This is a genomic window from Streptomyces sp. A18 (assembly GCF_059026065.1).
In genome coordinates this window covers 207289-233552 of the sequence record NZ_JBWLKL010000007.1, presented here as the reverse complement: position 1 = coordinate 233552, position 26264 = coordinate 207289, and the positions used below count along the sequence as shown (strand labels likewise).

Below are 26264 nucleotides of genomic sequence, written 5' to 3'. Positions count from 1 at the left end.
TCTCACCTCGGTGGGGTCTCGGCGGTGGGGGTGCGAGAAACCGGCGGCCGGCGGCCGGGCGCCCGGCCGGGCGGCAGCGCCCAGAACGTGCCGAGCTCCGCGTAGCCGCACAGCGTGTCGGCGCTAGCCGCGACGAGTCCGTCGATGCCGTGCACGATCCGGCGCCGCACGCCTTCGTGTTCGCCTGGCACGGCGCGCCAGGCCTCGACCGGCAGGGGCCGCGGGTCGGGCGCCCGGCGGACCGCCTCCACGACCTTCATGAAGGCGCCCGTAGAGGCCGGCGGAACCAGCAGCTCCGCGCGGCCCGCGAGATGGTCGACGAGGTTCTCGAGGAGGTCCGTCCGACCGTTCAGGACCTCCTGCGGCCCGTGCCCCGCGCGCTGCACGAGCACCCGGTCCTGCTTGTACCAGAACGTGATGCGGCCCTGGCTGCCGTGGACGATGACGTACGGCTCGTCGGGCTGCTCGGCGCAGAGCGTCGCGGCGACACCGACGTGTCCGCGGCGCGCGGTGGTGATCCGCACGAACGAGGTGTCGTCGGACTCGATGGCGTTGGCGCGGAACAGTTCCGTGTCCACCCGTGCCACGTCCTCGGCCCGTACGGACCCGTCGACCGCCAGGGCGGTGGCGACGGCATGCGCCAGGGGGTTGGTCAGGACCCCGTCCACGACGTCAGCGCCGTCCAGGCGGCGCCGCCCGGCCCAGGGCGCGCGCCGGTAGTACGCCTCGTCACGCGCCCAGGCGCCCGCAGCGCCGACCCCCATCGGCTCGCCGATCACCCCATCGGCGACCAGCGCGCGGACGGCGGGCACGGCCTGCGAGCCGAGCGACTGGAACCCGACCTGGCAGGCCACCCCCGCGGCGCCGACCGCGTCGGTGATCCGCCGGAAGGCGGCGTACGAAGGGGCGGGCGGCTTCTCCAGGAGCAGGTGCACGCCCCGCGCGGCGGCGGCGACGGCCAGGTCCGCGTGGGTGGGGATGGGCGTGCAGATGACTGCCGCGGCGGCTCCGGTGGCGTCGAGCAGGGCGGCGAAGTCCGCGGACTGCACGGGCTCACCGGCCCCGTCGAGCTCGGCGGCGGTCAGCGGTTGTAGCTCGCAGATCCCCACGAGCCGTACGCGACCGGCCTGTTGGAGGCGCCGGATGTTCGCCAGATGCCATCTGCCGTGTCCGCGCGCTCCGGCGAGGACGACGGGCAGGGGCGCGGCGCTCACCCCTTCACCGCCCCGGCGCTGAACCCGGTGACCAGCCACTTCTGGATGAAGGCGAAGACGATCACGACGGGCAGTGCGGCGATGACGCCGCCCGCCGCGAGTGCGCCGAGGTCGACGCTGTCGGCGCCCATCAGCGTGGCGAGGCCGACCGGGATCGTCTGCTTGTCCTGGTTGGAGAGGAACATCAGGGCGAACAGGAAGTGGTTCCAGCTGTGCACGAAGGCGAAGGAGCCGACCGCGATCAGACCGGGCCGCAGCAGGGGAAGGACGACGGCGCAGAAGGCGCGGAAGCGTCCGCAGCCGTCGACCCAGGCGGCCTCCTCCAGGGAGTACGGCACGTTCTTGATGAACCCGCTGATCAGGATCATCGAGAGCGGCAGCTGGAAGACGGCCTCGGCGATGATGACGCTGCCAAGGGAGTTGATCATCTGGAGGTTGGCGAAGATCTGGAAGAGGGGCACCAGCATCAGTGCGCCGGGGATGAACTGCGAGCACAGCAGCGCCAGCATGAAGCCGCGTTTGATCTTGAAGTCGAAGCGGGCCAGGGCGTAGCCGCCGGCGAGGGCGACGAGCGTCGTCATCAGCATCGACAGGACGCCGACGATGAGGCTGTTCTGGAAGAAGAGCGCGAAGCTCCGCTCGGTCCACACCTTGTCGAAGTGCTCGAACGTGATCGGCCAGGGGAGCAGCGAGGTCGAGCCCGCCGGGCGGATCGCGAAGAGCAGCATCCAGTAGAAGGGGATGAGGGTGAACAGGAGGTACAGGCCGAGGGGGAGATAGATCTGCCAGCGGGGGGCCTCGTCCCAGGGGCGTCGCCTGGGTGTGCGCGGGCCGCCGGCGGACGGCTTGGCGGGAGCGGTCACGGCCGCCATGTCGGCTCCCCTGTCCAGGTGCTGAGTGGTGGTCACTTGTCCTGCCCCCCGAACTTGCTCAGGCGCAGATAGACCATCGAGCAGAAGAGGAGGATCACGAACGCGATGGAGGTCAGCGCGGATGCGTAGCCGAAGTCGTGCGAGTCGACGGCGATGGACGCGATGCGCAGCGGCAGGGTCGTCGTCTCGCCCGCGGGTCCGCCGCCGGTGAGGGTGTAGAGCAGGTCGACGTTGTTGAACTCCCAGACCGCGCGGAGCAGCGTGGAGAGGATGATCGCGTCCTTCAGGTGGGGCAGCGTGATGTGGAAGAACTGCCGGAAGCGGCTCGCGCCGTCCACCTCCGCGGCCTCGTACAGATCCTTCGAGACGGACTGCAGGTCGGCGAGGATGAGGATCGCGAAGAAGGGGACACCGCGCCAGAGTTCGGCGACGACGACGGCCGGGAAGACGGTGCTGGTGTCCGAGAGCCAGGACGTTCCGTACGTGCCGATCCCCATGTCCGCGAGGTAACGGGTGATGCCCGTCTGGGAGTTGAAGATCAGCAACCAGATCGTCGAGGTCAGTACGCCGGAGACGGCCCACGGCGAGAAGACGAGGGCGCGGGCCATCGCGCGGCCGATGAAGGTCTGGTTGACGATCAGCGCGAGCCCCAGGCCCAGGAGCAGCTGCAGGACGACCTCGACGGCCACCCACTGCAGGCTGAAGCCGAGCGTCTGCCAGAACTGCGGGTCGTCGGTGAAGGCGGTGACGAAGTTCTCGAACCCCGCGAAGCCGTCGCGCCACGGCTTGGTGGGGTTGTAGTGGCGCAGGCTGTAGTAGAAGACGCTGATGACCGGGTAGGCGATGAAGCCCACCATCAGGAGTCCGGCCGGCGCGATCAGCAGATACGGGAGGCGGCGCGGGGTCGCTCCCGTGCGGCGCCGGGGCGCACCCGGCGTGCGGCGCCGGGGCGGTGGCTGCGGTGGCGCTTTCGCCACAGCTGAGGCCATGTCTGCTTCTCCGTTCTCATGGGCGGCACACAGTCCGCGAGATGAAGCGCTTCGCAGACGTTGTTCGAAATCTCGTACAAATAGAAGAGCTGGGAGAGGGGAAGGGCTCAGCCCGCGTACGGCTCGGGGACCTCGCCCTCGCGGGCCAGGAACGCGAAGTCGCAGCCGGTGTCGGCCTGGGTGATCTGCTCGCTGTAGAGCGCGCCGTAGCCGCGCCCGTAACGCGCGGGCGGCGGTGTCCACGCGGCCTTGCGCCGCGCCAACTCCTCATCATCGACGTCGAGATGGAGCGAGCGTGCCTCGACGTCCAGGGTGATCAGGTCGCCCGTACGGACCAGGGCGAGCGGCCCGCCCACGTACGACTCGGGCGCGACGTGCAGCACACACGTCCCGTACGACGTGCCGCTCATCCGCGCGTCGGAGATCCGCACCATGTCACGCACCCCCTGCTTGAGCAGGTGATCGGGGATCGGGAGCATGCCGTACTCGGGCATGCCGGGACCGCCCTTGGGGCCCGAGCCGCGCAGCACCAGGACGTGGTCGGCGGTGATGCCGAGCGCCGGGTCGTTGATGGAGCCCTGCATCTGCCGGTAGTCGTCGAAGACGACCGCGGGGCCGGTGTGCCGCAGCAGATGCGGCTCGGCGGCGATGTGCTTGATGACGGCGCCGTCCGGGCAGAGATTGCCGCGGAGCACCGCCACTCCGCCCTCGTCCGCCAGGGGCTCGGTGCGGGGGCGGATGACCTCGGGATTGTGCACGGTGGCGCCCGCGAGCTGCTCGCGCAGGGTGTCGTGGGCGACGGTGGGCCGGTCCAGGTGGAGTACGTCGGTCAACTGGGCCAGGAACGCCGGGAGTCCGCCCGCGAAGTGGAAGTCCTCCATGAGGTACTGCCCGCCGGGGCGCAGGTTGGCGAGGACGGGCACGGTCCGCGCGATCCGGTCGAAGTCGTCCAGCGTGAGCCGTACGCCGCTGCGGCCCGCCATCGCGATGAGGTGGATCACGGCGTTGGTGGAGCCGCCGAGCGCGAGGACGGTGGCGACCGCGTCCTCGTAGGCCTCCGCCGTCAGAAGCCTCGACAACGTCAGGCCCTTGCGCACGAGTTCGACGATCCGCAGGCCGGAAGCGGCCGCCATCCGGTCGTGACCGGAGTCCACCGCGGGGATGGACGAGGCGCCGGGCATCGTCACGCCGAGCGCCTCGGCCGCCGCGGTCAGCGTGGAGGCCGTCCCCATGGTCATGCAGTGACCGGGGGAGCGAGCCAACCCGCTCTCCAGTTCCGCCAGTTCGCAGTCGCCGATCAGACCGGCCCGCTTGTCGTCCCAGTACTTCCACATGTCGGTGCCGGAGCCGAGGACTTCGTTGCGCCAGTGCCCGGGGAGCATGGGCCCGGCAGGCACGAACACGGCCGGCAGGTCGGCGCTCGCGGCGCCCATGAGCAGGGCGGGAGTCGTCTTGTCGCAGCCGCCGAGCAGCACCGCGCCGTCCACGGGATAGGACCGCAGAAGCTCCTCGGTCTCCATGGCCAGGAGATTCCGGTAGAGCATCGGGGTCGGCTTCTGGAAGGTCTCCGACAGTGTGGAGACGGGGAATTCGAGGGGGAAGCCGCCCGCCTGCCACACCCCGCGCTTGACCGCCTGGGCACGGTCGCGCAGATGGACGTGGCAGGGGTTGATGTCGGACCAGGTGTTGAGGACCGCGATCACGGGCTTGCCCAGATGCTCCTCGGGCAGATACCCCAGCTGCCGGGTGCGCGCGCGGTGGCTGAAGGACCGAAGGCCGTCCGTGCTATACCACTGGTGGCTGCGCAGTTCGTCGGGCCTCATATCGCCCACGCCTTCACCAGCGCCGCTATCTCCTCGCGCCGCTCGTCGGGCAGGACCCGGCTCGGCGGGCGCACCTCGCGGCGGCACAGACCGAGCGCTGCCAGGGCCTCCTTGACGACGGTGACGTTGTCCGCGGACTGGTCGGCGGCGCGCAGCTCCTCGAAGCGGCGGATCCGTTCCCAGACGTCCATGGCCGCCGGGTAGTCGCCCGCCCGCAGGGCTTCGAGCATGCTCAGGGACACCTCGGGTGCCACATTGACCAGGCCCGACGTGAAGCCGGTGGCGCCGACGGACCAGTACGCGGGCGCGTACAGCTCGGCGAGCCCCGCGACCCACACGAAGCGCCCGAGCCCCGCGTCCCGCGCGAACGCGGCGAAGGCGGCGGCGTCCGGCGTCGCGTACTTCGCGCCGATCACGTTCGGGCACAACTCGCCCAGATCCGCCAGGCGTTGACCGGCCAGACGAGGATTGCGGATGTAGGGGACGACGCCGAGCTCGGGCACGGCGTCGGCGACGGCACGGTGGTAGTCGACCCAGCCGTCCTGGGACACGTACGGATGCACCGGCTGATGGACCATCACCATGTGCGCCCCGGCGTCCCGCGCGTGCCGGGCCGCGGCGATCGCCGTCGGCAGGTCGTGCCCGACGCCCACCAGGACGACAGCGCCGTCCCCGCCCGTCTCCTCCATGGTCAACTCGGTGACCAGGCGGCGCTCGTCGGGGCTCAGCGCGTAGAACTCCCCGGTGTTGCCGTTCGGGGTGAGGGTGCGCACGCCGGCGTCGACGAGGCGTCGCACCAGGGCACGGTAGGTGTCCGGCTCCACGGAGCCGTCATCGGCGAACGGGGTCACCGGGATCGCGACGACGTCGGCGAGAGCGGAACGCAGCGCGTCGAAGCGGGAGTCGCCGAAGGGGGAGTCGTGCTGCTGGAGGCTCGGTCCGGTCATGAAAGCTCCCCCTCCGGGAACGCCCGCCGCACGAACGAGGCGATGTGGTCGTGGAGTCCGCGCGCCGCCGCGTCGGCTTCTCCCGCGAGCGCGAGGCGCAGGATCTCCCGGTGCTCGGCCGCCTCCCGCTCCCAGGACGGCAGGGTCGCCCAGGCCACGGCGGAGACCAGGGCCGCCTGGTCGCGCACGTCGTCGAGCATCCGGGACAGCAGAGGGTTGCCGCACGGCACGTAGAGCGCGCGGTGGAACTCCCGGTTGGCCAGCGAGCGTTCGGCGGCGTCGGCCGCGCGGTCCGCCCGTTCCAGGGCGTCGCGTGCCTCCTCCAGGAGGGCGCCCGAGTGGACGGTGCGGCGCAGCGCCTCCGGTTCGAGCAGGAGGCGTACGTCGTAGACCTCTTGCGCCATGGCCGCGTCCACCGTGCGCACGGTGGCGCCCTTGTACTGGCTCATGACGACGAGCCCGGTCCCGGCGAGTGTCTTCAGCGCTTCCCGCACGGGAGTCTTGGAGACCGCGAACTGGGCGGCGAGCTCGGTCTCGACGAGCGGCTGGCCGGGCGCCAACTGCCCGGTGAGGATACGGTGCTTGACCGCCTCGAGCACGTACTGCGTGCGCGAGGGGATGGGGTGGGGCGCAAAGTTCATCGATGCTCTCAGTCGTCGTGCAGCCGTCGTGCAGCCGTGGCGCGGCCGCCGTGCAGTCATCGCGTATCGCGTCTCATATATGACGTACGAAGTACGACGCGATGAAGTTAGGACGCCCACCGGCCCGCGTCAATGTTTCGCGCAGGAAAACCCTTCTGGTGTGGCCGGGTTGGAGTGCGCGGGCTCGAAGCGCTTCGACCGTTCCTGCCCGAACCGTTGACGTACGCATCCCGGCTCCCTACCTTGTCCCGGCAAGCGCTTTCCTAAAACGATTCAATCGGGTACTGACGCACCGACGGAGGACGAACTGTGCCGACGCATGGGGAAGTTGACAGGCGCGGCCTGTTGAGACTGGCCGGCGGCTCGTTGGCGGCCCTCGGGCTGACCGCGGCGGGCTGCGGCGGCGGAAGCGGGTCGGGGAACGGGACCGTCACGATCCGGTACGCGTGGTGGGGCTCCGACGACCGCGCCCAGCGGATCAACCGGACCATCGAGCTCTTCGAGAAGAAGCACCCGAAGATCAAGGTGAAGACGGACTTCCAGCCCTACCTCGACTTCTGGAAGAAGTTCAACACGCAGGCGTCCGGCGGCAATCCGCCCGACGTCTTCCAGAACGCGATCGGCTTCCTGCGCAAGTACGACCAGCGCAACGTGCTGCTCGACCTGAACGCGCAGGCCAAGGCGGGCAACCTCCGCCTGGACGGATTCCGCGCGGGCCTGGAGAAGTTCGGCGAGGTCGACGGGAAACTGCTCGGCGTCCCGGTCGGCAGCAACTCGATGGCCCTGGTGATCGACAAGCCGGTCTTCGAGAAGGCCGGTGTCACCCCCAAGATGGGCTGGACCTGGGACGACTACCACTCCGCGATGGAGAAGATCCACGAGCAGGGCCGATCGGGCGACAGCGGCCTCTACGGCGTCATGTACCTCTATGACCCCTACCTGCGCCAGCAGGGCAAGGCCTTCTTCACCGAGGGCGGCCTCGGCTTCGACGAGGCCGACCTCAAGGAGTGGTGGACCAAGGGGTACGCCGGGGTGAAGTCGGGGATCTACGCCGACCCGAAGAAGGTCGCCCAGATCAAGCCCAAGTCGGCCGTCGCCGCCGAGATCGCCGCATCCGAGTTCACCTGGGACAACTTCACGGTCCGCTACACAGCCGAGGGCAAGAGCAAGTACGGCCTCGCGCCGCTCCCGACCACCGACGGCAAGAAGACGGGCCAGTACCTCGGCTCGCTGATGCTCAGCGGCTCCAAGCGCACCCAACACCCCAAGGAAGTCGCGCAGTTCATCGACTTCATGGTGCACGACCCCGAGGTCGCCAAGATCATGGGCTACGACCGCGGCGTGCCCACCACGACCGCGCAGTACGAGGCGTACAAACCGGCCGAGGAGAAGGACAAGGTCATCGCCGCGGTCAACAAGGAGATCGCCGCGTACGAAGAGCAGCTGGTCGACGCCGGTGTCCTGGAGACCATCACGCCGCACCCGGCGGGCGCCGACGTGTGCGAGGCGGCCTTTCTGCGCATCGCCGAGGAACTGGCCCTGGGGGAGCGGTCGGTGGACGAGGCGGTGGAGCAGTTCTTCACCGAGTGCAAGACCGCGCTCGGTTCCTGATGGGCGGCACGATGACCTCGCCGCAGACAGCCGCCGCTCCCCCCGCCACCCAGAAGCCGTCGCCGCCGCGTGGCACCCGCCTCCCCGAGGCCGCGCGGCGGCGACGGCGGGGCGAGAACATCGCCGGGCTCCTCTTCATGTCGCCCTGGATCGCGGGCTTCCTGGTCCTGACCGCCGGGCCCATGGTCGCCTCGCTCTACTTCGCGTTCACCGACTACAACCTGTTCGACGCCCCGAAGTGGATCGGCCTGGACAACTTCACCGAGATGTTCGGTGACCCGCGCTGGCGCAAGTCGGTGGAGGTGACGCTCTGGTACGTGATCGTCGGCACCCCGCTCAAGCTGGCCGCGGCCCTCGGTGTGGCGCTGCTGCTCAACCAGAAGCGGCGCGGACAGGCCTTCTACCGGGCGGCGTTCTACGCGCCGTCCCTGATCGGCGCCAGCGTCTCGATCGCCGTCGTCTGGAAGGCGATCTTCTCGGACGACGCCATCGTCGACCGAACGCAGCGTGCCGTCTTCGGCATGGACGTGGGCGGCTGGACCGGCGACCCGCAGTGGATCATCTACAGCCTGATCGCCCTCACCGTCTGGCAGTTCGGCGCCCCGATGGTCATCTTCCTGGCCGGCCTCAAACAGGTGCCGCGTGAGCTGTACGAGGCAGCGGAGGTGGACGGCGCGGGCACCTGGCGGCGGTTCTGGAACATCACGCTGCCGATGATCTCCCCGGTCCTCTTCTTCAACGTCCTTCTGGAGACCATCCACTCCTTCCAGATCTTCGCGTCGGCGTACATCGTCGGCGGTGGCGCGGGCGGCAACGCCTGCGGCCCTGCGGACGGTTCGCTCGTCTACACCTGTTATCTCTACGTCCAGGGCTTCGAGAACAGCCGGATGGGTCTCGCCTCCGCCATGGCCTGGATGCTGCTGCTCGCGGTGGCGCTGGTGACGGCCGTCCTGTTCTGGTCGCAGAAGCGCTGGGTGCACTACGAGGAGGGCTCCCGATGACCGCACCGAGCGCACTGCCCGCCCGCCGCCGTCGTGGCGCCGGTTCGCTGGCCTGGCACGCGGGGTCCCTGGTGGTCCTCGCCGTGGTTCTCTACCCCGTGATCTGGGCGATCGGCGGCTCGTTCAAGCCGAACGACGAGATCGTCGGAAGCCTCGACCTGTTCCCGACCGACCCCATCGTCGCGAACTACTCCGGTCTCGCCGACGGCATCGCCGACATCTCCATCGCCACCTTCTTCTCCAACTCCCTCTTCCTGGCACTCGGTTCGGTGGTGGGCGTACTCATCTCCTGCTCCCTCGCGGGCTACGCCTTCGCGCGGATCAGGTTCGTCGGTCGAGGCGTGCTCTTCGCGCTGATGATCGGCACCCTGCTGCTGCCGTATCACGTGCTCCTGATCCCGCAGTACGTGCTGTTCCAGAAGATGGGCCTGATCAACACCTATACGCCGTTGCTGCTCGGCAAGTACCTGGCGGTGGACGCCTTCTTCGTCTTCCTGATGGTGCAGTTCATGCGGAACCTGCCCAAGGAACTGGACGAGGCGGCGCGGCTCGACGGCTGCGGGCATCCGCGCATCTACTGGTCGATCGTCCTGCCGCTGTGCAGGCCCGCCCTGATCACCAGCGCGATCTTCACCTTCATCAACTCCTGGAACGATTTCATGGGGCCGCTGATCTATCTCAACGACCCCTCCAAGTACACCGTCTCGCTGGGCCTGAAGATGTTCGTCGACCAGGAGGGCCTGGCCAACTACGGCGGCATGATCGCCATGTCCCTCGTCGCGCTGCTGCCCGTCCTCGCGTTCTTCCTGGCCTTCCAGCGGTACCTGATCGACGGTATGGCCACGTCGGGTCTGAAGGGCTGAGGCGTGGTGAGTGGCCGCGTGCGCGGGAAGTCACGCTTCATGGACGGCTTCGGCGCCTTCGCCGAGTGTCTGCTGACCGGAGTGTGGATCGGCCTGGCCGCCCTGCCCCTGGTCACCCTGCCCGCCGCTTTCGCTGCGGGCGCCCGTCACCTCGACCGGCATCTGGCCCATGAGGCATCCGGCTGGCGGGAGTTCACCGCCGACCTGCGCGCGGCGGTGCGGCGCGGCTGGCTGGTGGGCCTGGCCGGCTGGGCGGCGCTCGCGCTGCTCCTCGCCGACATCGCCTTCGTACGGGCGGGGCTTCCCGGGGGCGCGTTCGTCGGCGCGGTCGGGGTCCTCGCCCTGTTCGTCCTGGTCGTCGCCGGACTGCGGGCCGCCGCGAGCTGGCGCCCCGACGCGTCGTGGCGCGCGCTCCTGACCGGGGCGGTACGCCGCACGCTGCGCGATCCCGCCGGTTCGCTGGTGATCGTCTGCGGGTTCGCCGTGGTCGCGGCGTCCGCCTGGTTCGCGCTGCCGCTGGCGGCTCCCGCGCTGGGGATGGTCGCGGCGGCGGCGCTTGCGGTCGAGCGGCGCGGCACGGCGGGCTGACGCCCCCTCCCACCCGGGCCGGACTCGCCCGGACATCTGTATCTGTCGTGCACGTATCTGTCATGCCCACGCAAAGAGAGAGGATCACCATGTCTCCGATCCCCCGCAGGTCCCTGCTCAAGGCCGCCGCCGTGGCCGGTGCCGCCGCGCAGTTCAGCTGGGCGCTCGGTCGTGGCGACGCCGAAGCCGCTCCCCGCGCGGCGGCGGACGACGGCCCCGTCACCATCGGCTGGCTGGAGAAGGGCGGGCTCGGTGCCGCGCCAGGCTCCACCTTCGGTGTCCCGTGGCCCAAGGGCGCCCACCCCGCCGGGCAGCGGTTCGCCCTCGCCACCGCCGACGGCAAGGACGTCCCCGTACAGACCTGGACCACGGCCCACTGGCCCGACGGCTCGGTGAAGTGGACGGCGCACGCGGTCGGTCCGGAAGCGGCCACGGGCGCCGAGAAGTTCCGCCTCGGACCGGGCACACCAGCCCAGGGCAAGACGGTCCGCGTCACCGAGACCCGCAAGGCGATCACCGTGGACACCGGCGTCTTCAAGGCTGTCATCGCCAAGGACGGCGAGCGGCTCGTAGAGTCCATCACCCGCGACGGCGTGAAGATCGCCACCGACGGCCGGCTCGTGCTGCTCCGCCAGGGCGACCTCGACGACGGCGACCACGGCAACGCCGAGTGGGAGAGGTTCGACGGCGAGATCAGCGGCGCGAAGGCCGAGCAGGACGGCCCGGTACGCGCCGTGGTCCGCATCGATGGCAAACACCGCAAGGGCAGGCGCAGTTGGCTGCCCTTCAGCGTGCGCCTCTACTTCTACGCGGGCGCCGAATCCTTCCGTATGGTGCACACCATCACGTACGACGGCGACGCGGAGAAGGACTTCATCCGCGGCCTGGGGGTGCGCTTCAGCGTGCCGATGCGCGACGTCGCGTACGACCGGCACATCCGCATCGCGGGCGAGGGCAAGGGATTCCTGACCGAAGCGGTCAAGGGCATCACAGGCCTGCGCCGCGACCCGGGCGCCGCGATCCGCACCGCCCAGGTCAAGGGCGAGAAGCTGCCGGACCCCGCGACCTGGGACCAGCGGGTCACCACCCGCCTCCAGTACGTCCCCACCTGGGGCGACTACACCCTCGCCCAGCTCTCCGCCGACGGCTTCACCCTGCGCAAGCGCACCGAGCCGGGGCACAGCTGGATCACGGCAGGAGGCGGCGGCCGTGCGACCGGGTTCGGGTACGTCGGCGGGGTCGGCGGCGGGTTCTCCTTCGGCCTGCGGGACTTCTGGGAGAAACACCCCGCCCAGCTGGACATCCGGGGCGCCGCCGGAGACACGGCCGAGGTCACGCTCTGGCTCTGGTCACCGGAGGCGCAGCCGATGGACCTGCGCACGTACCACGACGGCATGGGGCAGGACACCTACCCCGAGCAGATCGAGGGCCTCAACATCACCTACGAGGACTACGAACCGGGCTTCGGCACCCCGTACGGCATCGCGCGCACCAGCGAGCTGATGTTCTGGGCGAACGCCGCGACCCCCTCCGCGGCCACCCTCGTCGACCAGGCAGCCGCCGTACGCACCCCGCCTCAACTGGCGGCGCCCCCCGAGCACGTGACCAGGACGGGCGTCTTCGGCGGCCTCTTCTCACCCGTCGACCGCTCCACGCCCGCGAAGGCGACGATCGAGGACCACCTCGACTTCCTCTTCACGTACTACAAGGACCAGGCCGAACAGCGCCGCTGGTACGGCTTCTGGGACTACGGCGACATCATGCACACCTACGACGAGGACCGGCACCAGTGGCGGTACGACGTCGGCGGCTACGCCTGGGACAACTCGGAGCTCTCGCCCGACCTGTGGCTCTGGTACGCCTACCTGCGCTCGGGCCGCGCCGACATCTTCCGTTTCGCCGAGGCCATGACCCGCCACACCGGCGAGGTCGACTCCTACCACCTCGGCGAGTGGGCGGGTCTCGGCACCCGGCACGGCGTCCAGCACTTCGCGGACAGTGCAAAGCAGCAGCGGATCTCCACGGCCGTCTACCGTCGCCCCTACTACTTCCTCACCGCCGACGAGCGGGTCGGCGACCTGATGCACGCCCTGGTCGACTCCGACGAGACGTTCCTCGTCCTCGACCCGCTGCGCAAGATTCGCACCGAGCCGTACGAACCCGACCGCAACGCCCTGTCCATCGGCTTCGGCACCGACTGGAGCGGCCTCGCCGCGGCCTGGCTCACCGAGTGGGAGCGCGGCGGCCCCAAGGCGGCCAAGGCCGAGGCCCGCCTGCGCTCCACCATGGAGACCATCGCGGCCCAGCCCAACGGCTTCGTCCAGGGCAGCGGACTCTACGACCTCGACACCGGGAAGTTCGCGGTTGCCGCGGAGCCCGCCGTCGACGTCTCCCACCTCTCCGCGATGTTCGGCCTGGTCGAGATGTGCGCCGAGCTGATCGACCTCGTGGACCAGCCGAAGTTCAAGGAGGCGTGGCTGGACTACTGCCGCTACTTCAACGCCACCAAGGCCGAGCAGAAGGAGCGCTACGGCAAGGACTTCGGCAGCCTGCTGCTCTTCCAGGGGCACTCCCGCCAGGACGCGTACGCCGCCGCCCTGTCGAAGGACGAGAAGCTGGCGGCGCGCGCCTGGCGGAAGTTCCACGACAGCGACGGCTACACGAAGGACATGAGCTGGGCGAAGACCGACCTGGAGGGCCCTGCGGTCCTGGAGCCCGGCTACGAGAATCTGCGGATCAACACCAACGAGACCGCGCTCTTCGGGCTCGCCGCGATCCAGAACCTGGCCCTGGCCGGTGATGCGCTCCCCGGCTAACCGCCGCTCACGGTCAGGGAATTGGTCGTGAAGTCGAGCCCTCCGGCCGAGCCACTGATCTCGTAGCCGAACTGCACGTCACCGATGGTCTCGTTGCCCATCCAGCCCTTGGTGTCCTTGATCCACTTCAGGATCGGGAGGATGTCGACGGACCCGGACGAGGAGTCGGAGGTGCGCAGGAAGGAGAAGACCTCGTTGGCGCCGTTGGTGCCCTTGTAGACCGCCCAGGTGTGGCCGCCGAGACTGACGCTGCCCTGGGCGGTGCCGAGGGGGCCGACGTTCCCGTGGTAGTTGACCCAGAGCATGATCTCGTAGTCGTAGTCGGTGTCCCAGATGTCGTACGAGGAGTTGTAGTCGCCGGCCGACGGGACCTTGACGTCGTACGAGCTCTTCAGCGAGGACAGTGAGTCGACGGGCTTGCCGATGACCTTCTTGGAGTTGGGGTAGGACTTGATGCCGCTGGTGTTGGGGTGGTCGGCGTGGACGCTCCACTTGGTGCCGGAGTCCGCCGATATGCACTGGCTGCCCGCGCCCGAGCCCCAGATGTTGTTGTAGAGGGTGTAGCCGTCCAGGGTGGTGTTGCCCCACTGGTCGCAGGAGTTCCAGATGGCGGCCTGGGCGGGGGCGGAGGCGAGCCCGAGCACCGCGCCCGCCGCGAGGGTGGGGGCGAGCAGCAGATGGGTGAGGGTGCGGCGGGGGCGTTGTGTCATGTGGGGTCTCCAGGGTGGGGGGAGGGGTGCCCCGGGTCCGGGGCGGACCCGCGGTCGTCGTCGGGGGCGTGGCGCAGGACGGCCACGCCGTACCGGCCGAGGTTGATCGAGTCCTCGGCCGTCTTGCCGGTCAGCAGATCGAGGTGCCTGCCCGGCACGGGCACGGTCACCTCGCCGCGGCCGTGGTGCAGGAGGAACAGGAGCTCGCCGCGGCGTACGGCCTCCACCGCGCGGGGGAGGCCTGCGAGCAGAGGCCGTACGCCTGCTTCGGCGGCCACACGCGCGAGCAGATCGCGTAGGGCCTCGGGCTCGGGCAGCGTGGACAGGTACCAGGCGCGGTCGCGGCGCAGCACCGCCGGAAGGCCGTCCAGCTCGCCGCCCCGGTAGACGGCGACCGTCGTCGCGCTGTCGTCGGCCTGTAGCTCCTCCGACCAGAGCGTCCCGGTGAACTGACCGCAGTCCAGGCGCTGTTCGGTCTCCAGCGGCCACCACTCGTGCACGGTGCGGATCCCGAACAGCGCGCGAAGGCGGGCGTCCATTCCGCCGGGCCGCACCCGGTCGTCCGCGTCGGCGACTCCGGTGAGGAATCCGCAGACGAGGGTGCCCCCCTCGCGCACGTACGCCAGCAGGTTGTCGATCGCGGCGTCGGTGAGGAGATAGAGGTGCGGGACGACGACCAGGCGGTAGGGGGTCAGGTCGTGCTCGGGGTGGGCGAAGTCGACGGGCGTGCTCGCCTCCCACAGGGCGCGGTGCCAGGCGCCGAGCACCTCCGCGTGGTCGACCAGGGCGGAGGGGCGGCCATCTTGTCCACTGGCCCACCAGGAGTCCCAGGCGTGCAGGACGGCCACCTCGGCCGTGACGCGCGTGCCCGCCACCTCGGGGCCGACCGCGGCGAGTTCGGCGCCGAGCTCCTTGACCTCCTGGAAGGTGCGGCCGTGCTCGCCCGCGTGGCTGAGCATCCCGGAGTGGAACTTCTCCGCGCCCTGCCGGGACTGGCGCCACTGGAAGTAGCAGACGGCGTCCGCGCCGCGCGCCACCGCCTGCCAGGACCAGAGGCGGTTCAGGCCGCGCGGCTTGGGGTGGTTCACGCCGCGCCAGTTGACCGGCCCCGCCGCCTGCTCCATCAGCATCCACGGCCCGCCGCGCGCCTGGGAGCGCGTCATGTCCTGGATCAGGGCGCCCTGTTGAGCGCCGAGCGGGTCCCTGGGGTCGGGGTAGAGGTCGACGGAGACGACGTCCTCGTGCGCGGCCCACTCCCACGCGTCCTGCCCCGCCCACAGCGGCATGAAATTGGTGGTCACCGGCAGGTGCGGGGTGTGCGCGGTGACGATGTCCCGCTCCGCGAGGAAGCACTCGAGGAGGGAGTCGGACGTGAAGCGCCTGAAGTCCAGGACCTGGGTGGGGTTCTTCAGGTAGTGGGCGCGGCGGGGCGGCAGGATCTCCGCCCAGGTGTCGTAGCTCTGCCCCCAGAAGGCGCTTCCCCAGGCCGAGTTGAGTGTGTCCAGCGTGGTGTACTTCGCCCGGAGCCAGCGGCGGAAGGCGCCCGCCGCCTCGTCGCCCCAGTCGTAGGTGCAGTACTCGTTGTTGATGTGCCACATCGTGAGCGCGGGGTGGTGCGCGTACCGCGCCGCCAGGTCCTCGGTGATGGCGGCGGCGTACCTGCGGTAGTCGGCACTGGAGTGCGCGAAGTGCTGGCGCGAGCCCCACCATTCCACCTGTCCGTTCTCGTCCCGGGGCAGCGTCTCGGGGTGCAGGCGGCCGAGCCATGGCGGGGGAGCGGACGTCGGTGTCGCGAGGACCACGCCGATGCCATGCTCGTGCAGCAGGTCCATGAGCCGGTCGAGCCAGCCGAACTCCCGTTCTCCCGGCCGAGGTTCGAGCTTCGCCCAGGAGAACACGCCGAGCGTGACGGAGTTGACCGAGGCCTCTCGCATCAGGCGTACGTCGTCGGGCCAGACCTCCTCGGGCCACTGCTCGGGGTTGTAGTCGCCGCCGAACAGGATCCGGCCGCGGGTGGTGTCGTCGAGGGAAGGCATCGGTGGGGTCAGCCCTTCACTGCGCCGGTGAGCATGCCCTGCTTGAAGTGCCGCTGCACGAACGGCGAGAGGACGGCGACCGGCAGGAGCGCCAGGACCATCACGGCCATCTGGATGGCGAGCGGTGACAGGTGCCCCGTGTTGATCGCCTGGGACAGGCCCGTCGGCCTCTGCTGTTTGATCACCAGCTGCTGCATGACGTTCTGCAGCGGCATCATGTCCGGATCGCTGAGGTAGATCGACGCGTTGAACCACGCGCTCCAGTAGCCCACCGCGTAGAAGAGGGTGATGACCGCGATCACCGCGCGGGACAGCGGCATGACGATCCGCCACAGGATGCGCAGGTCCCCGGCCCCGTCGATGCGCGCGCTCTCGATCAGCTCCTGCGCCGTCCCCATGAAGAACGCCCGCAGGACGAGGATGTTGAAGACGTTCAGGGCGCTCGGCAGGATCAGCGACAGATAGGTGTCCGTGAGGCCGAGGCCCTGCACCACCAAGTAGGTGGGGATGAGCCCGGCGCCGAAGAACATCGTCGCGACGATCACGAGCAGGATCGGGCGGTGCAGGACCGACCCCGGACGCGAGAGACCGTACGCGCACAGGACGGACACCACCATGCTGAACAGCGTGCCGACGACCGTGACGCCCACACTGACCAGCGTGGCCCGCGACACCTGGCCGCCGCCGAGCAGCTCCTGGTAGTGGACGAAGGTGATGCCCCGGGGGATCACCACCAGGCCGCCGGTCTCGGTGATGGTCCTGACCGAGGAGAGGCTGGTGACGACCACCACCCACACCGGGAAGAGGACCGCCAGGCAGACCAGGGTCAGCGTCACGCCCTTGGTGGCGAGGCCGGCCCTCGTCGGGGGCTCCTCCCACACCGGTCGCAGACCGGACCTGCTGCCGGGCTTGATGCCGAAGTTGAGCACGCTCATCGCTTGTACACCCCCTGCTCGCCCATGAGGTGGGCGGCCTTGTTGGCGCCGAGCACCATCAGGAGGCCGAAGACGCCCTTGACGATGCCGATGGCGGCGCCGTAGCCGAAGTTGCCGTTGTCCAGGCCGGTGTTCCACACATAGGTGTCGAGGACCTCCGAGGCCGTGGGGCCCACGGCGGTGCGCTGGAGCAGGATCTGCTCGAAGCCGACCGTGAGCGCGTTGCCGACCTGGAGCACGAGGAGCAGAGCCACCACCGGGCGCAGTGCGGGCAGTTGGATGTGCCACATGCGCCGCCAGCGATTCGCGCCGTCCATCGCCGATGCCTCGTACAGGTCGGGGCTGACGGCGGCGAGCGCGGCGAGGAAGACGATGACGCCCCAGCCCGCGTCCTTCCAGACCATCTCGAAGGTGACGAGGAACTTGAACAGGCCCGGATCGGTCATCAGGTCGAAGCCCTCGTGCCCGTGGTCCCGCAGGACCTGCGCGACAAGGCCCGCACCACCGAACATCTGCTGGAAGACGGTGATGACCAGCACCCAGGAGAAGAAGTGCGGCAGGTACAGGATCGCCTGGGCGACCGCCCGCACCCGGGGCCGCACGAAGCTGTTGATGAACAGCGCGAGCGCGATCGGCAGCGGGAAGAACAGCGTCAACTGGATCGCGAAGATCGCCAGGGTGTTCCTGACCGCCTGCCAGAACAGCCGGTCCTCCACCATGTGCCGGAAGTGCTCGATGCCGATCCAGGGGCTCTGCGCCATCGCCTGGAACGCGTTGTCGGCGATGTAGGGGTCGTAGTCCTGGAAGGCGACGACATTGCCGATCAGCGGCACGTAGTTGAAGACCAGAAGGATCAGCAGCGCGGGCAGCACCATCAGGAGCAGTACGCGATCGCGGCGCAGGCGGTGCCGCAGCGGGACGCGGGCGGCTGCCTTCTTCGCGGGGGGCGCGGCTTCGGCCGGTGTCTGCGACACCGCCGGCTGGGTGTTGTCGCGCGCGTGAGCCGTGCTCTGGGCCATGTCAGGACGCCGAGTCGCCGGTCGCCCCGGTCTCGTCGAGCAGCTTCTTGTACCAGTCGCGCAGCTTGTCGCCGCCGCCCGACTTCCAGTCCGAAGCCGCCTGCTGCATGTCGGAGACCTTCTTGCGGCCCCGCACGATGTCCTTCTCCAAGTCCTCGAACTCGGCGTTCAGTTCGGTGTACCGGGTCGGCTCGATGATCATCATGCCGTGGAAGAGCGGCTTGTTCGTGTGCGCTCCCTGGCGCTGCTGCCACCCGACCATGCCCTCGGTGACGTCCGGCAGATCGGGGTAGGCCACGAAGGGCGCGGGCGACGCCAGGTACTCGTACGTCGAGAAGACCTCGTTGTTGCCCTTGCCGTTCTTGGTGAGGACGCCGTCCTTGAACGTGTGGTGGACGCCTTCGACGCCGTACATGCGCAGGCGCTGCTCCTTCGAACCGTAGGGAGCGGCCGTGTAGTTGGCGAGGGCGAGGATGTCGCGGACGGTCTTCTCGTCGGCCTTCTCGCTGATGAACGTCCAGATGTCGGCGGGCGGGCGTGCGTAGAGGGTGGGTGCGCCGCCGTCGGGGGCGAAGTAGTCGAACGCCTCCATGCGGAACTTCTTGTCGTCCACGCGCTGCACGGCCGCCTTGCCGTACCAGTCGGAGAGGTCCTGGCAGTACATCCAGACCTTGCCCGCCGCGCACAGGTCGCCGATGCTGCCGGTCTCGGCCTTCGCGTCGGGGTGGACGAATCCCGCCGAGTAGAGCTTGCGCGACCACTCCAGGGCTTCCAGATACTCATCGGTCTCGTAGCGGTTGACCAGCTTGCCGCCGACGAGCCTCCAGTAGTACGGCTTCTCCGGCAGCACGCCGAAGATGCTCCAGGCCGCCCAGCTCATGTCGCCGCACGCCCACACCTTGCTCTTGGGGGCATTGAGCTGCTTGCACAGGTCGTAGAACTCCTGGGCGCTGGTGGGTGCTTCGAGCCCTTCCTTCGCGAAGAGGTCGGTGCGGTAGAACGGCGCGATGTTCGGCGTGGTGGCGGAGGGCATCGGCAGGCCGCGCAGCTTCCCGCCGAAGATGGAGCGCTGCCAGGCGCCGGTGGGGATCGCGGCGAGGTTCGGATACTCCTTGACCTTGTCGCCGCTCAGGTAGGGGCCGAGGTCGGCGAACTTGTTGGCGATGGCGCTCGGTATCTTGCCGGTCAGCTCCCAGCCGGGCACGACGACGGCGTCCGGGACGCCGCTGGAGGCGAGGACCGCACCCAGCTTCTGGCCGTACGTGTCGCCCTGCTGGTTCCGCCACTTGACGCGGACACCGGCCGCCTCGTCCATCGCCGTCCAGTAGGGGTTCCCCTCCTTGGGTACGTTCCCCCAGATCGGCGCCATGACGGTGAACTCACCGCCCCTGCCCAACTTCTGAGGCACCGACACCTTGAGACGGTCCGCGGGCAGGGCCTTGGTGAAGCCCGCCGCTGATCCGTTCCTGGCGGGGATGTCCGGGGCGGCGAGGTCCGACGCGGAGTACGCGGGGAGCAGGTCCTTGAGCTTCTTCCCCGTCGTGGCGCCCTCGTTCTTCGACCCGCCGCCTCCGCAGGCCGTGAGCAGTGGGGCCCCGCCGGCCACGACGAGAGCGGCGATCCCGGAGTTGGCGAGGAAGGTTCTCCGGGTCGAACGGGGGCTGGTGGAGAGGGAGTTCGGCGTCATTGCGTCAACCCTTCGTGGCGCGTGCCCTGACACACGGCGGTCACCGCCGGTCGGCTTTCGAAGCGCTTCGATGTTGCTGCGAGGTTAAGTGAAGGCCTGGGCCGTAACAAGAGGTGTTGCACGACTGCCGTCTTGACATCGGCATGAGCTGCACAGAGCATCGAAGCGCTTCGAAGAACGACAAGAAGCATGGCCCTGAGCCACTTCCACCGTGCCCACCGCTCGCCGACGGGATCCGTACGTGACAGCAAGCCCACCGCCATTCCGTGACCCCGAACTGCCCCTGGATCAGCGCGTGGACGACCTGCTGTCCCGGCTGACCACCGACGAACGCATCGCGCTCCTGCACCAGTTCACGCCCGCGGTCGAACGGCTCGGCATCGCCCCGTTCCGCACCGGACAAGAAGCCCTGCACGGCGTCGCCTGGATGGGCCCCGCCACCGTCTTCCCGCAGGCGGTCGGCCTCGGCGCCACCTGGAACGACGACCTCGTCCGCCGCATCGGCGAGGCCGTCGCCACCGAGGCGCGCACCATGCGGGCGCGGGACGACCGCGTCGGCCTCAACCTCTGGGCGCCGACAGTGAACCTGCTCCGCCACCCGCTGTGGGGCAGGAACGAGGAGGGCTACTCGGAGGACCCCCGGCTCACCTCCGCCATCGCCGTCGCCTACACGCGTGGTCTGCGCGGCGACCACCCGCGCCACTGGCGCACCGCCCCCGTGCTCAAGCACTGGCTTGCCCACAACAACGAGACCGGCAGGGACACCTCGTCCGCCTCCGTGCGCCCGCGCGTCCTGCACGAGTACGACCTCCGGGCCTTCCGCGCCGCCGTCGAGGCGGGTGCCGTGGCCGGGGTGATGCCCGCGTACAGCCTGGTCAACGGCCGTCCGAACCACGTCTCGCCGCACCTGCGCGAGCACTTGCGCACCTGGACCGACCAGGAGCTGCTGGTCTGCTCCGACGCGGGAGCGCCCAGCAACCTCGTCGAGTCCGAGAAGTACTTCGACACCCACGAGGAGGCCGCCGCGGCCGCCCTCGTCGCGGGCGTGGACAGCTTCACGGACCACGGTACGGACGCGTCGGTCATCATCGGCCGCGTCCAACGGGCCCTTCAACAGGGCCTGTTGACCAGGGTCGACATCGACACGGCGGCACGCCGTCACCTGTCCGTCCGCTTCCGGCTCGGCGAGTTCGACCCCGACCAGGGGCCGTACGCGAACCCGGCATCGCACGCCTTCGACACCCCCGAACACCGGGCGCTCGCCCAGGAAGCCGCTGAGCAGGCCGTCGTCCTGCTCAAGAACGACGGCCTGCTCCCGCTGCCCGAAGGCACCCGGATCGCGGTCGTCGGACATCTCGCCGACGAGTGCAAGACCGACTGGTACAGCGGCACCCTCATCCACCGCAGCACGCCACTCGACGGACTGCGCCAGCGGTTCGGGACCGACCGCGTCACCTTCGCCGAAGGCGCGGACCGAGTTCGCCTGAAGTGCGCGGCGGGCTGGCTCCGGGTGCCGGACACCGAGAGGAGCGATCGCGCCGCCGAGGTTGCCTTGGACCCCGCGCTGCTCACCGGCCGCACCGATCTGCCGCCCCTGACCTGTGGGCCCGAGCCGACCGAGTTCGCCCTCGTCGACTGGGGAGGCGGCGCATGGACGTTGCGCGCCCCCGACGGCCGCTATCTCTCGGTCGCCGACGACGGCTTCGTGCGCGCGTCCGCCGACCAGCCCGGCGGCTGGGTCGTACAGGAGACGTTCGCGCTGGTCGGTCACGGGGACGGGCACCTCATCGAGCACACAGGGACGGGTGGGTACGTCTCTGTCGCCGCCGAGGGCGTGAAGGTTGCCGAGGAGCGGGAGGTCTTCACCGTCGAGTTCATCGAGCGCGGCGAGGACGCCGTGGCCCGTGCCGCCGCCGACGCGGACGCCGTGCTCGTCGTCGCCGGGAACGACCCCCACATCAACGGCCGCGAGACCGAGGACCGCACGACCCTCGCCCTGCCGCCCCACCAGGAGCGGCTGTGGCGCGCGGCCCGTGCCGCCAACCCGCGCACCGCGCTCGCCCTGGTCTCCGCCTATCCCTACGCGGTCGCCGATGCCCATGCCCAACTGCCCGCGCTGCTCTGGAGCGCCCACGGCGGACAGGCCGCGGGTACCGCGCTCGCCCGGGTCCTGGCGGGCGACGTCTCCCCGGCCGGTCGCCTCCCGCAGACCTGGTACGCCGCAGAAGCCGACCTTCCGGACCTGCTCGACTACGACGTCATCGGCTCCCGGCAGACCTACCTGTACTTCGACGGCACACCGCTCTACCCGTTCGGGCACGGGCTGAGCTACTCCTCCTTCGCGTACGAGGACTTGGTGGCCGCGCGCGCAGGAGAGCTGCTCCGCGTCGCGTTCACCGTCACCAACACCGGTCCCGTCGCCGCCGACGAGGTGGCCCAGCTCTACACCCGGGCACCCAGGGATCCCGCCACGGCCCTCGCCCTGCCGCACCGGCAGCTCGCCGCGCACCGCCGCATCCATCTCGCGGCCGGGGCGGCGCAGCGCCTTGAGTTCCAACTGCCCCTGTCGGAGCTGGCGTTCTGGGACGTACGGCACGACCGCTGGGCCGTGGCGCCGGGAACGTACGAGATGCTCGCCGGAGCCTCCAGCGGCGACATCCGAATCTCGGCGACCCTCGACATCGAGGGTGCGCCGATCGCCGCGAGGCCGGTGCGGGAGGCCGGCCTCGCGGCGACCTGCTACGACGAACAGGACGGCACGGAGATCGTGGACCGCTCCAGGACGACCGGCGACGCCGTACGGGCGGTGGACGACGGGCCCGGTGAACTGCTGTTCCGCGCCTGTGACTTCGGGGCCGGGGTCACCGGTGTCTCGGTCGAGGTGGCGGGCGGGGGAGCCATCGACCTCATCTCGGGCAGCACCGCTACCACCGTCACCGTCCCGGCGACGGGCGGCGTGTACGACTACGCCGCGCGCACCTCCGGCTTCACCGTCTGCGGAGTGCGTGACCTGCGGGTGCGGCTGCGCGGGCCGCTGCGGCTGGCACGGATCGCCTTCACCGCCACCGCGCAGCAGCAGAGGGAGACCGCATGAAGTTCACCGACGGCTTCTGGCTGATGCGCGACGGGGTGTGCGCCTCGTACGCGACCGACGTGCGCGACGTACGGGAAGGCGAGGGGCGCTTCACGGCGTACGCTGCCGTCCACCGGGTCCGCGAGCGCGGCGACACCCTCAACACACCGCTCATCACCGTCGAATGCTTCTCGCCCGCCGAGGGCGTCATCGGGGTCCGGGCCACCCACCACGCGGGAAAGGCCGTGCATGGACCGGAGTTCGGCCTGAGCGGCACAGACGGCGCGGGGCGCGTCAAGCGCGAAGGCGCCGTCACCGAACTCACCAGCGGCCCCCTCACCGTGCGCCTGGACACCGACAAGCCCTGGGGCCTGGAATTCCTCGGCGCCGACGGGCGGCGGCTGACGGCCGTCGAGCGCAGAGGAACCGGCTTCGCCACCGCGCCCGACGGAAGCCACCACATGATCGGCCAACTCGCCCTGGGCGTGGGGGAGTACATCTACGGGCTCGGTGAACGCTTCACCCCTTACGTCAAGAACGGCCAGAACGTCGACATCTGGCAGGCCGACGGCGGCACCAGCAGCGAGCAGGCCTACAAGAACATCCCCTTCCACCTCTCCTCGCGCGGCTACGGCGTCTTCGTCAACCACCCCGGCAAGGTCTCCTACGAGATCGGCTCCGAGTCCGTCGGCCAGGTCCAGTTCAGCGTCGAGGACCAGTCGATCGAGTACTACGTCGTCGCGGGCCCCACGCCCAAGGAAGTCCTGCGTCGCTACACCGCGCTGACCGGCCGCCCCGCCCTTCCGCCCGCCTGGTCGTTCGGCCTGTGGCTGACGACGTCGTTCTGCACGCCCTACGACGAGGAGACCGTCACCTCCTTCGTCGACGGCATGGCCGAGCGCGACCTCCCGCTCAGCGTCTTCCACTTCGACTGCTTCTGGATGCGCGAGTACCAGTGGTCCGACTTCCGCTGGGACCCGGAGGTCTTCCCCGACCCGGAGGGCATGCTGCGCAGGCTCCGCGAGCGCGGCCTGAAGGTAAGCGTGTGGATCAACCCGTACATCGCGCAGAAGTCCGGACTCTTCGCCGAGGCGGCCGCCGCCGGCTACCTCGTCCGACGCCCGAACGGCGACATCTGGCAGTGGGACCTCTGGCAGCCCGGCATGGCTCTCGTGGACTTCACGAACCCGGCGGCACGCGAGTGGTACGCCGACCAGCTGCGTACCCTGCTCGACCAGGGCATCGACAGCTTCAAGGCCGACTTCGGCGAACGCGTCCCCACCGACGTCGTCTGGCACGACGGCTCGAACCCCGAGCGCATGCACAACTACTACGCGCAGCTCTACAACAGCACGGTCTTCGAACTCCTGGAGAAGGAACGCGGCCCGGGGGACGCGGTCCTCTTCGCCCGCTCGGCCACGGTGGGCGGCCAGCAGTTCCCGGTGCACTGGGGCGGCGACTGCTTCGCCTCGCTGGGCGCCATGGCCGAGTCGCTGCGCGGCGGCCTGTCCCTCTCGCTCTCCGGCTTCGGCTTCTGGAGCCACGACATCGGCGGCTTCGAGGGCACCCCTGACCCCGCGGTCTTCAAGCGCTGGCTCGCCTTCGGCCTGCTCTCCTCACACAGCCGCCTGCACGGCAACGTCTCCTACCGGGTGCCGTGGGCGTTCGGCGACGAAGCGGTAGCCGTGGCACGGAAGTTCACGCGCCTCAAACACCGCCTGATGCCCTACCTGTACGGATCCGCCGTCGAGGCCCACCGCACGGGCGTCCCCGTCATGCGCCCCATGGTCCTGGAGTTCCCGGACGACCCCGCCTGCCGCACCCTGGACCGCCAGTACATGCTCGGCCCCGACCTCCTGGTCGCCCCGGTCTTCACCGCCGAGGGAGACGTCGAGTTCTACGTACCCGAAGGCACCTGGACCCACCTCCTGACCGGCGAGACCGTCGAGGGCCCCGCGTTCCGCCGTGAGACCCACGGCTTCGACAGCCTCCCCCTCTACGTCCGCCCCGGCGCGCTGCTCCCCCTGGGCGCCGACGACCGGCGGCCCGACGGCGACTGGCTCCAGGACCTCACCCTCCTGGTCACCCCGGACACGCGGGACGGCACGGAGATCACCGTCCCCGACCTGGAGGGCCGGCCCGCGGCCGTCTTCCGCGCGGCCCGGGACGGCGCCGAGGTCCGGGTCACCGGCGAGGGGACGGAACATGCCTTCACGGTGCGCACGGAGTTCACGGCCGCGGACCTCGGCTTCGAGTGACCGATACGCTGCTGCGGCTCAACGCGCCGAGAAGCTGTGCACCGTGCTCGACCGGTAGGTCTCGCCGGGCCGCAGCACCGTCGAGGGGAACGTCGGCTGGTTCGGGGAGTCCGGGAAGTGCTGGGTCTCCAGGCACAGACCGTCGCCCTGCCGGTAGGTGCGTCCCGAAGGTCCGGTGAGGGTACCGTCCAGGAAGTTCCCGGAGTAGAACTGCACCCCCGGCTCGGTCGTGGCGACCTTCAGGGTGCGCCCCGACTCCGGGTCCCGCAGCGTCGCGAAGTGTTCGGGGCGCCGCGTGATGCCCTTGTCCAGGACCCAGTTGTGATCGAAGCCCTTGGCGGTCACCAGCTGCTCGTGCGAGACACGGATGTCTCGGCCGACCGTCTTCGCGTGCCGGAAGTCGAAGGGCGTGCCCGCCACCTTCGCCAGCTCGCCCGTGGGGATGAGACCGGCGTCGGTGGGCGTGAACCGAGAGGCGGTCAGGGCCAGTTCATGGTCCAGGATGTCTCCGCTGCCCTCGCCCGCGAGGTTGTAGTACGTGTGGTTCGTCAGGTTCACCACGGTGGCCTTGTCCGTGGCCGCCGCGTAGTCGATGCGCCAGTCGCCGCGCGCGGTGAGCGTGTACGTCACGGTCACCCGCAGTGTTCCGGGGTAGCCCATCTCGCCGTCGACGCTCGTGTAGTGCAGTCGCAGGCCGACGCCGGAGGAGTCCTTGAACGGCTCGACGTCCCACACCCGCGTGTCGAAGCCCTTGGCCCCGCCGTGCAGGCTGTTCTCGCCGTCGTTCACGGACAGCTGGTGGGTCTTGCCGTCCAGGGTGAAGCGGCCCTTGGCGATGCGGTTGCCGTAGCGGCCGATGAGCGCGCCGAAGAATGTCGTCCCGGCCGTGTACGCCTCGATGGTGTCGTAGCCGAGGGACACGTTGGTGTAGCGGCCGTGACGGTCCGGGAGTTCGAGGGACTGCACGATGCCGCCGTAGGACAGCACCTTCATACGGGTGCCGCCGTTCTCCAGCGACCATCGGTACACCCTCGTGCCGTCGGCCAGCTTGCCGAAGAGTTCCTTCACGGGCTTCTTGCCTTCCGCGGCGTACGAGGTACCGGCGACGGCGGCGGTAAGGCCGACGGCGGCAGCCGAGGCGAGGACGGTGCGTCTGCTCGTTTCCATGTGCGGGTCCAATC

The 26264-nt window shown here is 69.8% G+C and carries 19 protein-coding genes; 7 read left to right on the top strand and 12 right to left on the bottom strand.

Going from position 1 to position 26264, the window contains the following annotated elements:
* Positions 1–2: 2 nt before the first annotated feature.
* From AC5P1C_RS14800 to AC5P1C_RS14775, 6 genes are all read right to left on the bottom strand, one after another.
* Positions 3–1214, bottom strand: coding sequence for a Gfo/Idh/MocA family protein (locus AC5P1C_RS14800; protein ID WP_493866253.1), 1212 nt, complete (start codon positions 1212–1214; stop codon positions 3–5).
* Positions 1211–2086: a carbohydrate ABC transporter permease gene (locus tag AC5P1C_RS14795; protein WP_493866349.1), complete on the bottom strand. Its 876-nt coding sequence runs from the start codon at positions 2084–2086 to the stop codon at positions 1211–1213. The genes AC5P1C_RS14800 and AC5P1C_RS14795 overlap by 4 nt, the downstream gene beginning before the upstream one ends.
* A gap of 32 nt (positions 2087–2118) precedes the next feature.
* The gene (locus AC5P1C_RS14790) at positions 2119–3075 is read right to left on the bottom strand and encodes a carbohydrate ABC transporter permease (RefSeq protein WP_493866252.1); all 957 of its coding nucleotides are present in this window, start codon (positions 3073–3075) and stop codon (positions 2119–2121) included.
* 107 nt (positions 3076–3182) lie between these two features.
* The gene (gene araD, locus AC5P1C_RS14785; RefSeq protein WP_493866251.1) at positions 3183–4898 is read right to left on the bottom strand and encodes an L-arabinonate dehydratase; all 1716 of its coding nucleotides are present in this window, start codon (positions 4896–4898) and stop codon (positions 3183–3185) included.
* The gene (locus tag AC5P1C_RS14780; RefSeq protein WP_493866250.1) at positions 4895–5845 is read right to left on the bottom strand and encodes a dihydrodipicolinate synthase family protein; all 951 of its coding nucleotides are present in this window, start codon (positions 5843–5845) and stop codon (positions 4895–4897) included. The genes araD and AC5P1C_RS14780 overlap by 4 nt, the downstream gene beginning before the upstream one ends.
* Positions 5842–6486: a GntR family transcriptional regulator gene (locus AC5P1C_RS14775; RefSeq protein ID WP_493866249.1), complete on the bottom strand. Its 645-nt coding sequence runs from the start codon at positions 6484–6486 to the stop codon at positions 5842–5844. The genes AC5P1C_RS14780 and AC5P1C_RS14775 overlap by 4 nt, the downstream gene beginning before the upstream one ends.
* Before the next feature lie 309 nt (positions 6487–6795).
* Here AC5P1C_RS14775 and AC5P1C_RS14770 point away from each other — a divergent pair, with 309 nt between their 5' ends.
* The 5 genes from AC5P1C_RS14770 to AC5P1C_RS14750 all read left to right on the top strand — a co-directional run bounded on the left by AC5P1C_RS14770 (position 6796) and on the right by AC5P1C_RS14750 (position 13365).
* Positions 6796–8097, top strand: coding sequence for an ABC transporter substrate-binding protein (locus AC5P1C_RS14770; RefSeq protein WP_493866248.1), 1302 nt, complete (start codon positions 6796–6798; stop codon positions 8095–8097).
* A complete protein-coding gene (locus tag AC5P1C_RS14765) occupies positions 8097–9098 on the top strand; it encodes a carbohydrate ABC transporter permease (RefSeq protein ID WP_493866348.1) in 1002 nt (333 codons plus the stop codon). Before AC5P1C_RS14770 ends, AC5P1C_RS14765 begins: the two co-directional genes overlap by 1 nt.
* A complete protein-coding gene (locus AC5P1C_RS14760) occupies positions 9095–9961 on the top strand; it encodes a carbohydrate ABC transporter permease (protein WP_493866247.1) in 867 nt (288 codons plus the stop codon). The genes AC5P1C_RS14765 and AC5P1C_RS14760 overlap by 4 nt, the downstream gene beginning before the upstream one ends.
* A gap of 39 nt (positions 9962–10000) precedes the next feature.
* Positions 10001–10549 carry a hypothetical protein gene (locus tag AC5P1C_RS14755; protein WP_493866347.1) on the top strand — a complete coding sequence of 183 codons (549 nt, stop codon included), beginning with the start codon at positions 10001–10003 and terminating at the stop codon, positions 10547–10549.
* An 89-nt stretch (positions 10550–10638) separates the two neighbouring features.
* The gene (locus AC5P1C_RS14750; RefSeq protein WP_493866246.1) at positions 10639–13365 is read left to right on the top strand and encodes an exo-rhamnogalacturonan lyase family protein; all 2727 of its coding nucleotides are present in this window, start codon (positions 10639–10641) and stop codon (positions 13363–13365) included.
* Here the strand turns inward: AC5P1C_RS14750 and AC5P1C_RS14745 are convergent.
* From AC5P1C_RS14745 to AC5P1C_RS14725, 5 genes are read right to left on the bottom strand one after another with little or no spacing between them, the layout of a single operon-like run.
* Complete coding sequence (locus AC5P1C_RS14745; RefSeq protein ID WP_493866245.1) at positions 13362–14075, bottom strand: glycoside hydrolase family 12 protein; 714 nt, start codon at positions 14073–14075, stop codon at positions 13362–13364. The genes AC5P1C_RS14750 and AC5P1C_RS14745 overlap by 4 nt on opposite strands.
* Positions 14072–16111 (bottom strand): beta-galactosidase, encoded by a 2040-nt coding sequence (locus AC5P1C_RS14740; protein ID WP_493866244.1) that lies wholly within the window; start codon positions 16109–16111, stop codon positions 14072–14074. The genes AC5P1C_RS14745 and AC5P1C_RS14740 overlap by 4 nt, the downstream gene beginning before the upstream one ends.
* An 8-nt stretch (positions 16112–16119) precedes the next feature.
* Entirely contained in the window at positions 16120–17046 is a 927-nt protein-coding gene (locus tag AC5P1C_RS14735) for a carbohydrate ABC transporter permease (RefSeq protein WP_493866243.1), read from the bottom strand.
* Positions 17043–18065 carry an ABC transporter permease gene (locus AC5P1C_RS14730; RefSeq protein ID WP_493866242.1) on the bottom strand — a complete coding sequence of 341 codons (1023 nt, stop codon included), beginning with the start codon at positions 18063–18065 and terminating at the stop codon, positions 17043–17045. Before AC5P1C_RS14730 ends, AC5P1C_RS14735 begins: the two co-directional genes overlap by 4 nt.
* 1 nt (position 18066) lies before the next feature.
* The gene (locus AC5P1C_RS14725) at positions 18067–19752 is read right to left on the bottom strand and encodes an extracellular solute-binding protein (protein ID WP_493866241.1); all 1686 of its coding nucleotides are present in this window, start codon (positions 19750–19752) and stop codon (positions 18067–18069) included.
* Positions 19753–19993: 241 nt separating this feature from the next.
* Here AC5P1C_RS14725 and AC5P1C_RS14720 point away from each other — a divergent pair, with 241 nt between their 5' ends.
* Positions 19994–22846 carry a glycoside hydrolase family 3 C-terminal domain-containing protein gene (locus AC5P1C_RS14720; RefSeq protein WP_493866240.1) on the top strand — a complete coding sequence of 951 codons (2853 nt, stop codon included), beginning with the start codon at positions 19994–19996 and terminating at the stop codon, positions 22844–22846.
* Positions 22843–25083, top strand: coding sequence for an alpha-xylosidase (gene yicI / locus AC5P1C_RS14715; RefSeq protein ID WP_493866239.1), 2241 nt, complete (start codon positions 22843–22845; stop codon positions 25081–25083). The genes AC5P1C_RS14720 and yicI overlap by 4 nt, the downstream gene beginning before the upstream one ends.
* Before the next feature lie 18 nt (positions 25084–25101).
* Here the strand turns inward: yicI and AC5P1C_RS14710 are convergent, their stop codons facing one another.
* Positions 25102–26250, bottom strand: a complete 1149-nt coding sequence (locus tag AC5P1C_RS14710; protein WP_493866238.1) for an aldose epimerase family protein — start codon at positions 26248–26250, stop codon at positions 25102–25104.
* Between the last annotated feature and the right edge of the window lie 14 nt (positions 26251–26264).

Bases quoted from the DNA above. Each gene is read 5' to 3' on its own strand.
- AC5P1C_RS14795 (WP_493866349.1), bottom strand. From the start codon at position 2,086: ATGGCGGCCGTGACCGCTCCCGCCAAGCCGTCCGCCGGCGGCCCGCGC.
- AC5P1C_RS14790 (WP_493866252.1), bottom strand. From the start codon at position 3,075: ATGGCCTCAGCTGTGGCGAAAGCGCCACCGCAGCCACCGCCCCGGCGC.
- araD (WP_493866251.1), bottom strand. From the start codon at position 4,898: ATGAGGCCCGACGAACTGCGCAGCCACCAGTGGTATAGCACGGACGGC.
- AC5P1C_RS14780 (WP_493866250.1), bottom strand. From the start codon at position 5,845: ATGACCGGACCGAGCCTCCAGCAGCACGACTCCCCCTTCGGCGACTCC.
- AC5P1C_RS14775 (WP_493866249.1), bottom strand. From the start codon at position 6,486: ATGAACTTTGCGCCCCACCCCATCCCCTCGCGCACGCAGTACGTGCTC.
- AC5P1C_RS14765 (WP_493866348.1), top strand. From the start codon at position 8,097: ATGGGCGGCACGATGACCTCGCCGCAGACAGCCGCCGCTCCCCCCGCC.
- AC5P1C_RS14760 (WP_493866247.1), top strand. From the start codon at position 9,095: ATGACCGCACCGAGCGCACTGCCCGCCCGCCGCCGTCGTGGCGCCGGT.
- AC5P1C_RS14755 (WP_493866347.1), top strand. From the start codon at position 10,001: ATGGACGGCTTCGGCGCCTTCGCCGAGTGTCTGCTGACCGGAGTGTGG.
- AC5P1C_RS14750 (WP_493866246.1), top strand. From the start codon at position 10,639: ATGTCTCCGATCCCCCGCAGGTCCCTGCTCAAGGCCGCCGCCGTGGCC.
- AC5P1C_RS14745 (WP_493866245.1), bottom strand. From the start codon at position 14,075: ATGACACAACGCCCCCGCCGCACCCTCACCCATCTGCTGCTCGCCCCC.
- AC5P1C_RS14740 (WP_493866244.1), bottom strand. From the start codon at position 16,111: ATGCCTTCCCTCGACGACACCACCCGCGGCCGGATCCTGTTCGGCGGC.
- AC5P1C_RS14735 (WP_493866243.1), bottom strand. From the start codon at position 17,046: ATGAGCGTGCTCAACTTCGGCATCAAGCCCGGCAGCAGGTCCGGTCTG.
- AC5P1C_RS14730 (WP_493866242.1), bottom strand. From the start codon at position 18,065: ATGGCCCAGAGCACGGCTCACGCGCGCGACAACACCCAGCCGGCGGTG.
- AC5P1C_RS14725 (WP_493866241.1), bottom strand. From the start codon at position 19,752: ATGACGCCGAACTCCCTCTCCACCAGCCCCCGTTCGACCCGGAGAACC.
- yicI (WP_493866239.1), top strand. From the start codon at position 22,843: ATGAAGTTCACCGACGGCTTCTGGCTGATGCGCGACGGGGTGTGCGCC.
- AC5P1C_RS14710 (WP_493866238.1), bottom strand. From the start codon at position 26,250: ATGGAAACGAGCAGACGCACCGTCCTCGCCTCGGCTGCCGCCGTCGGC.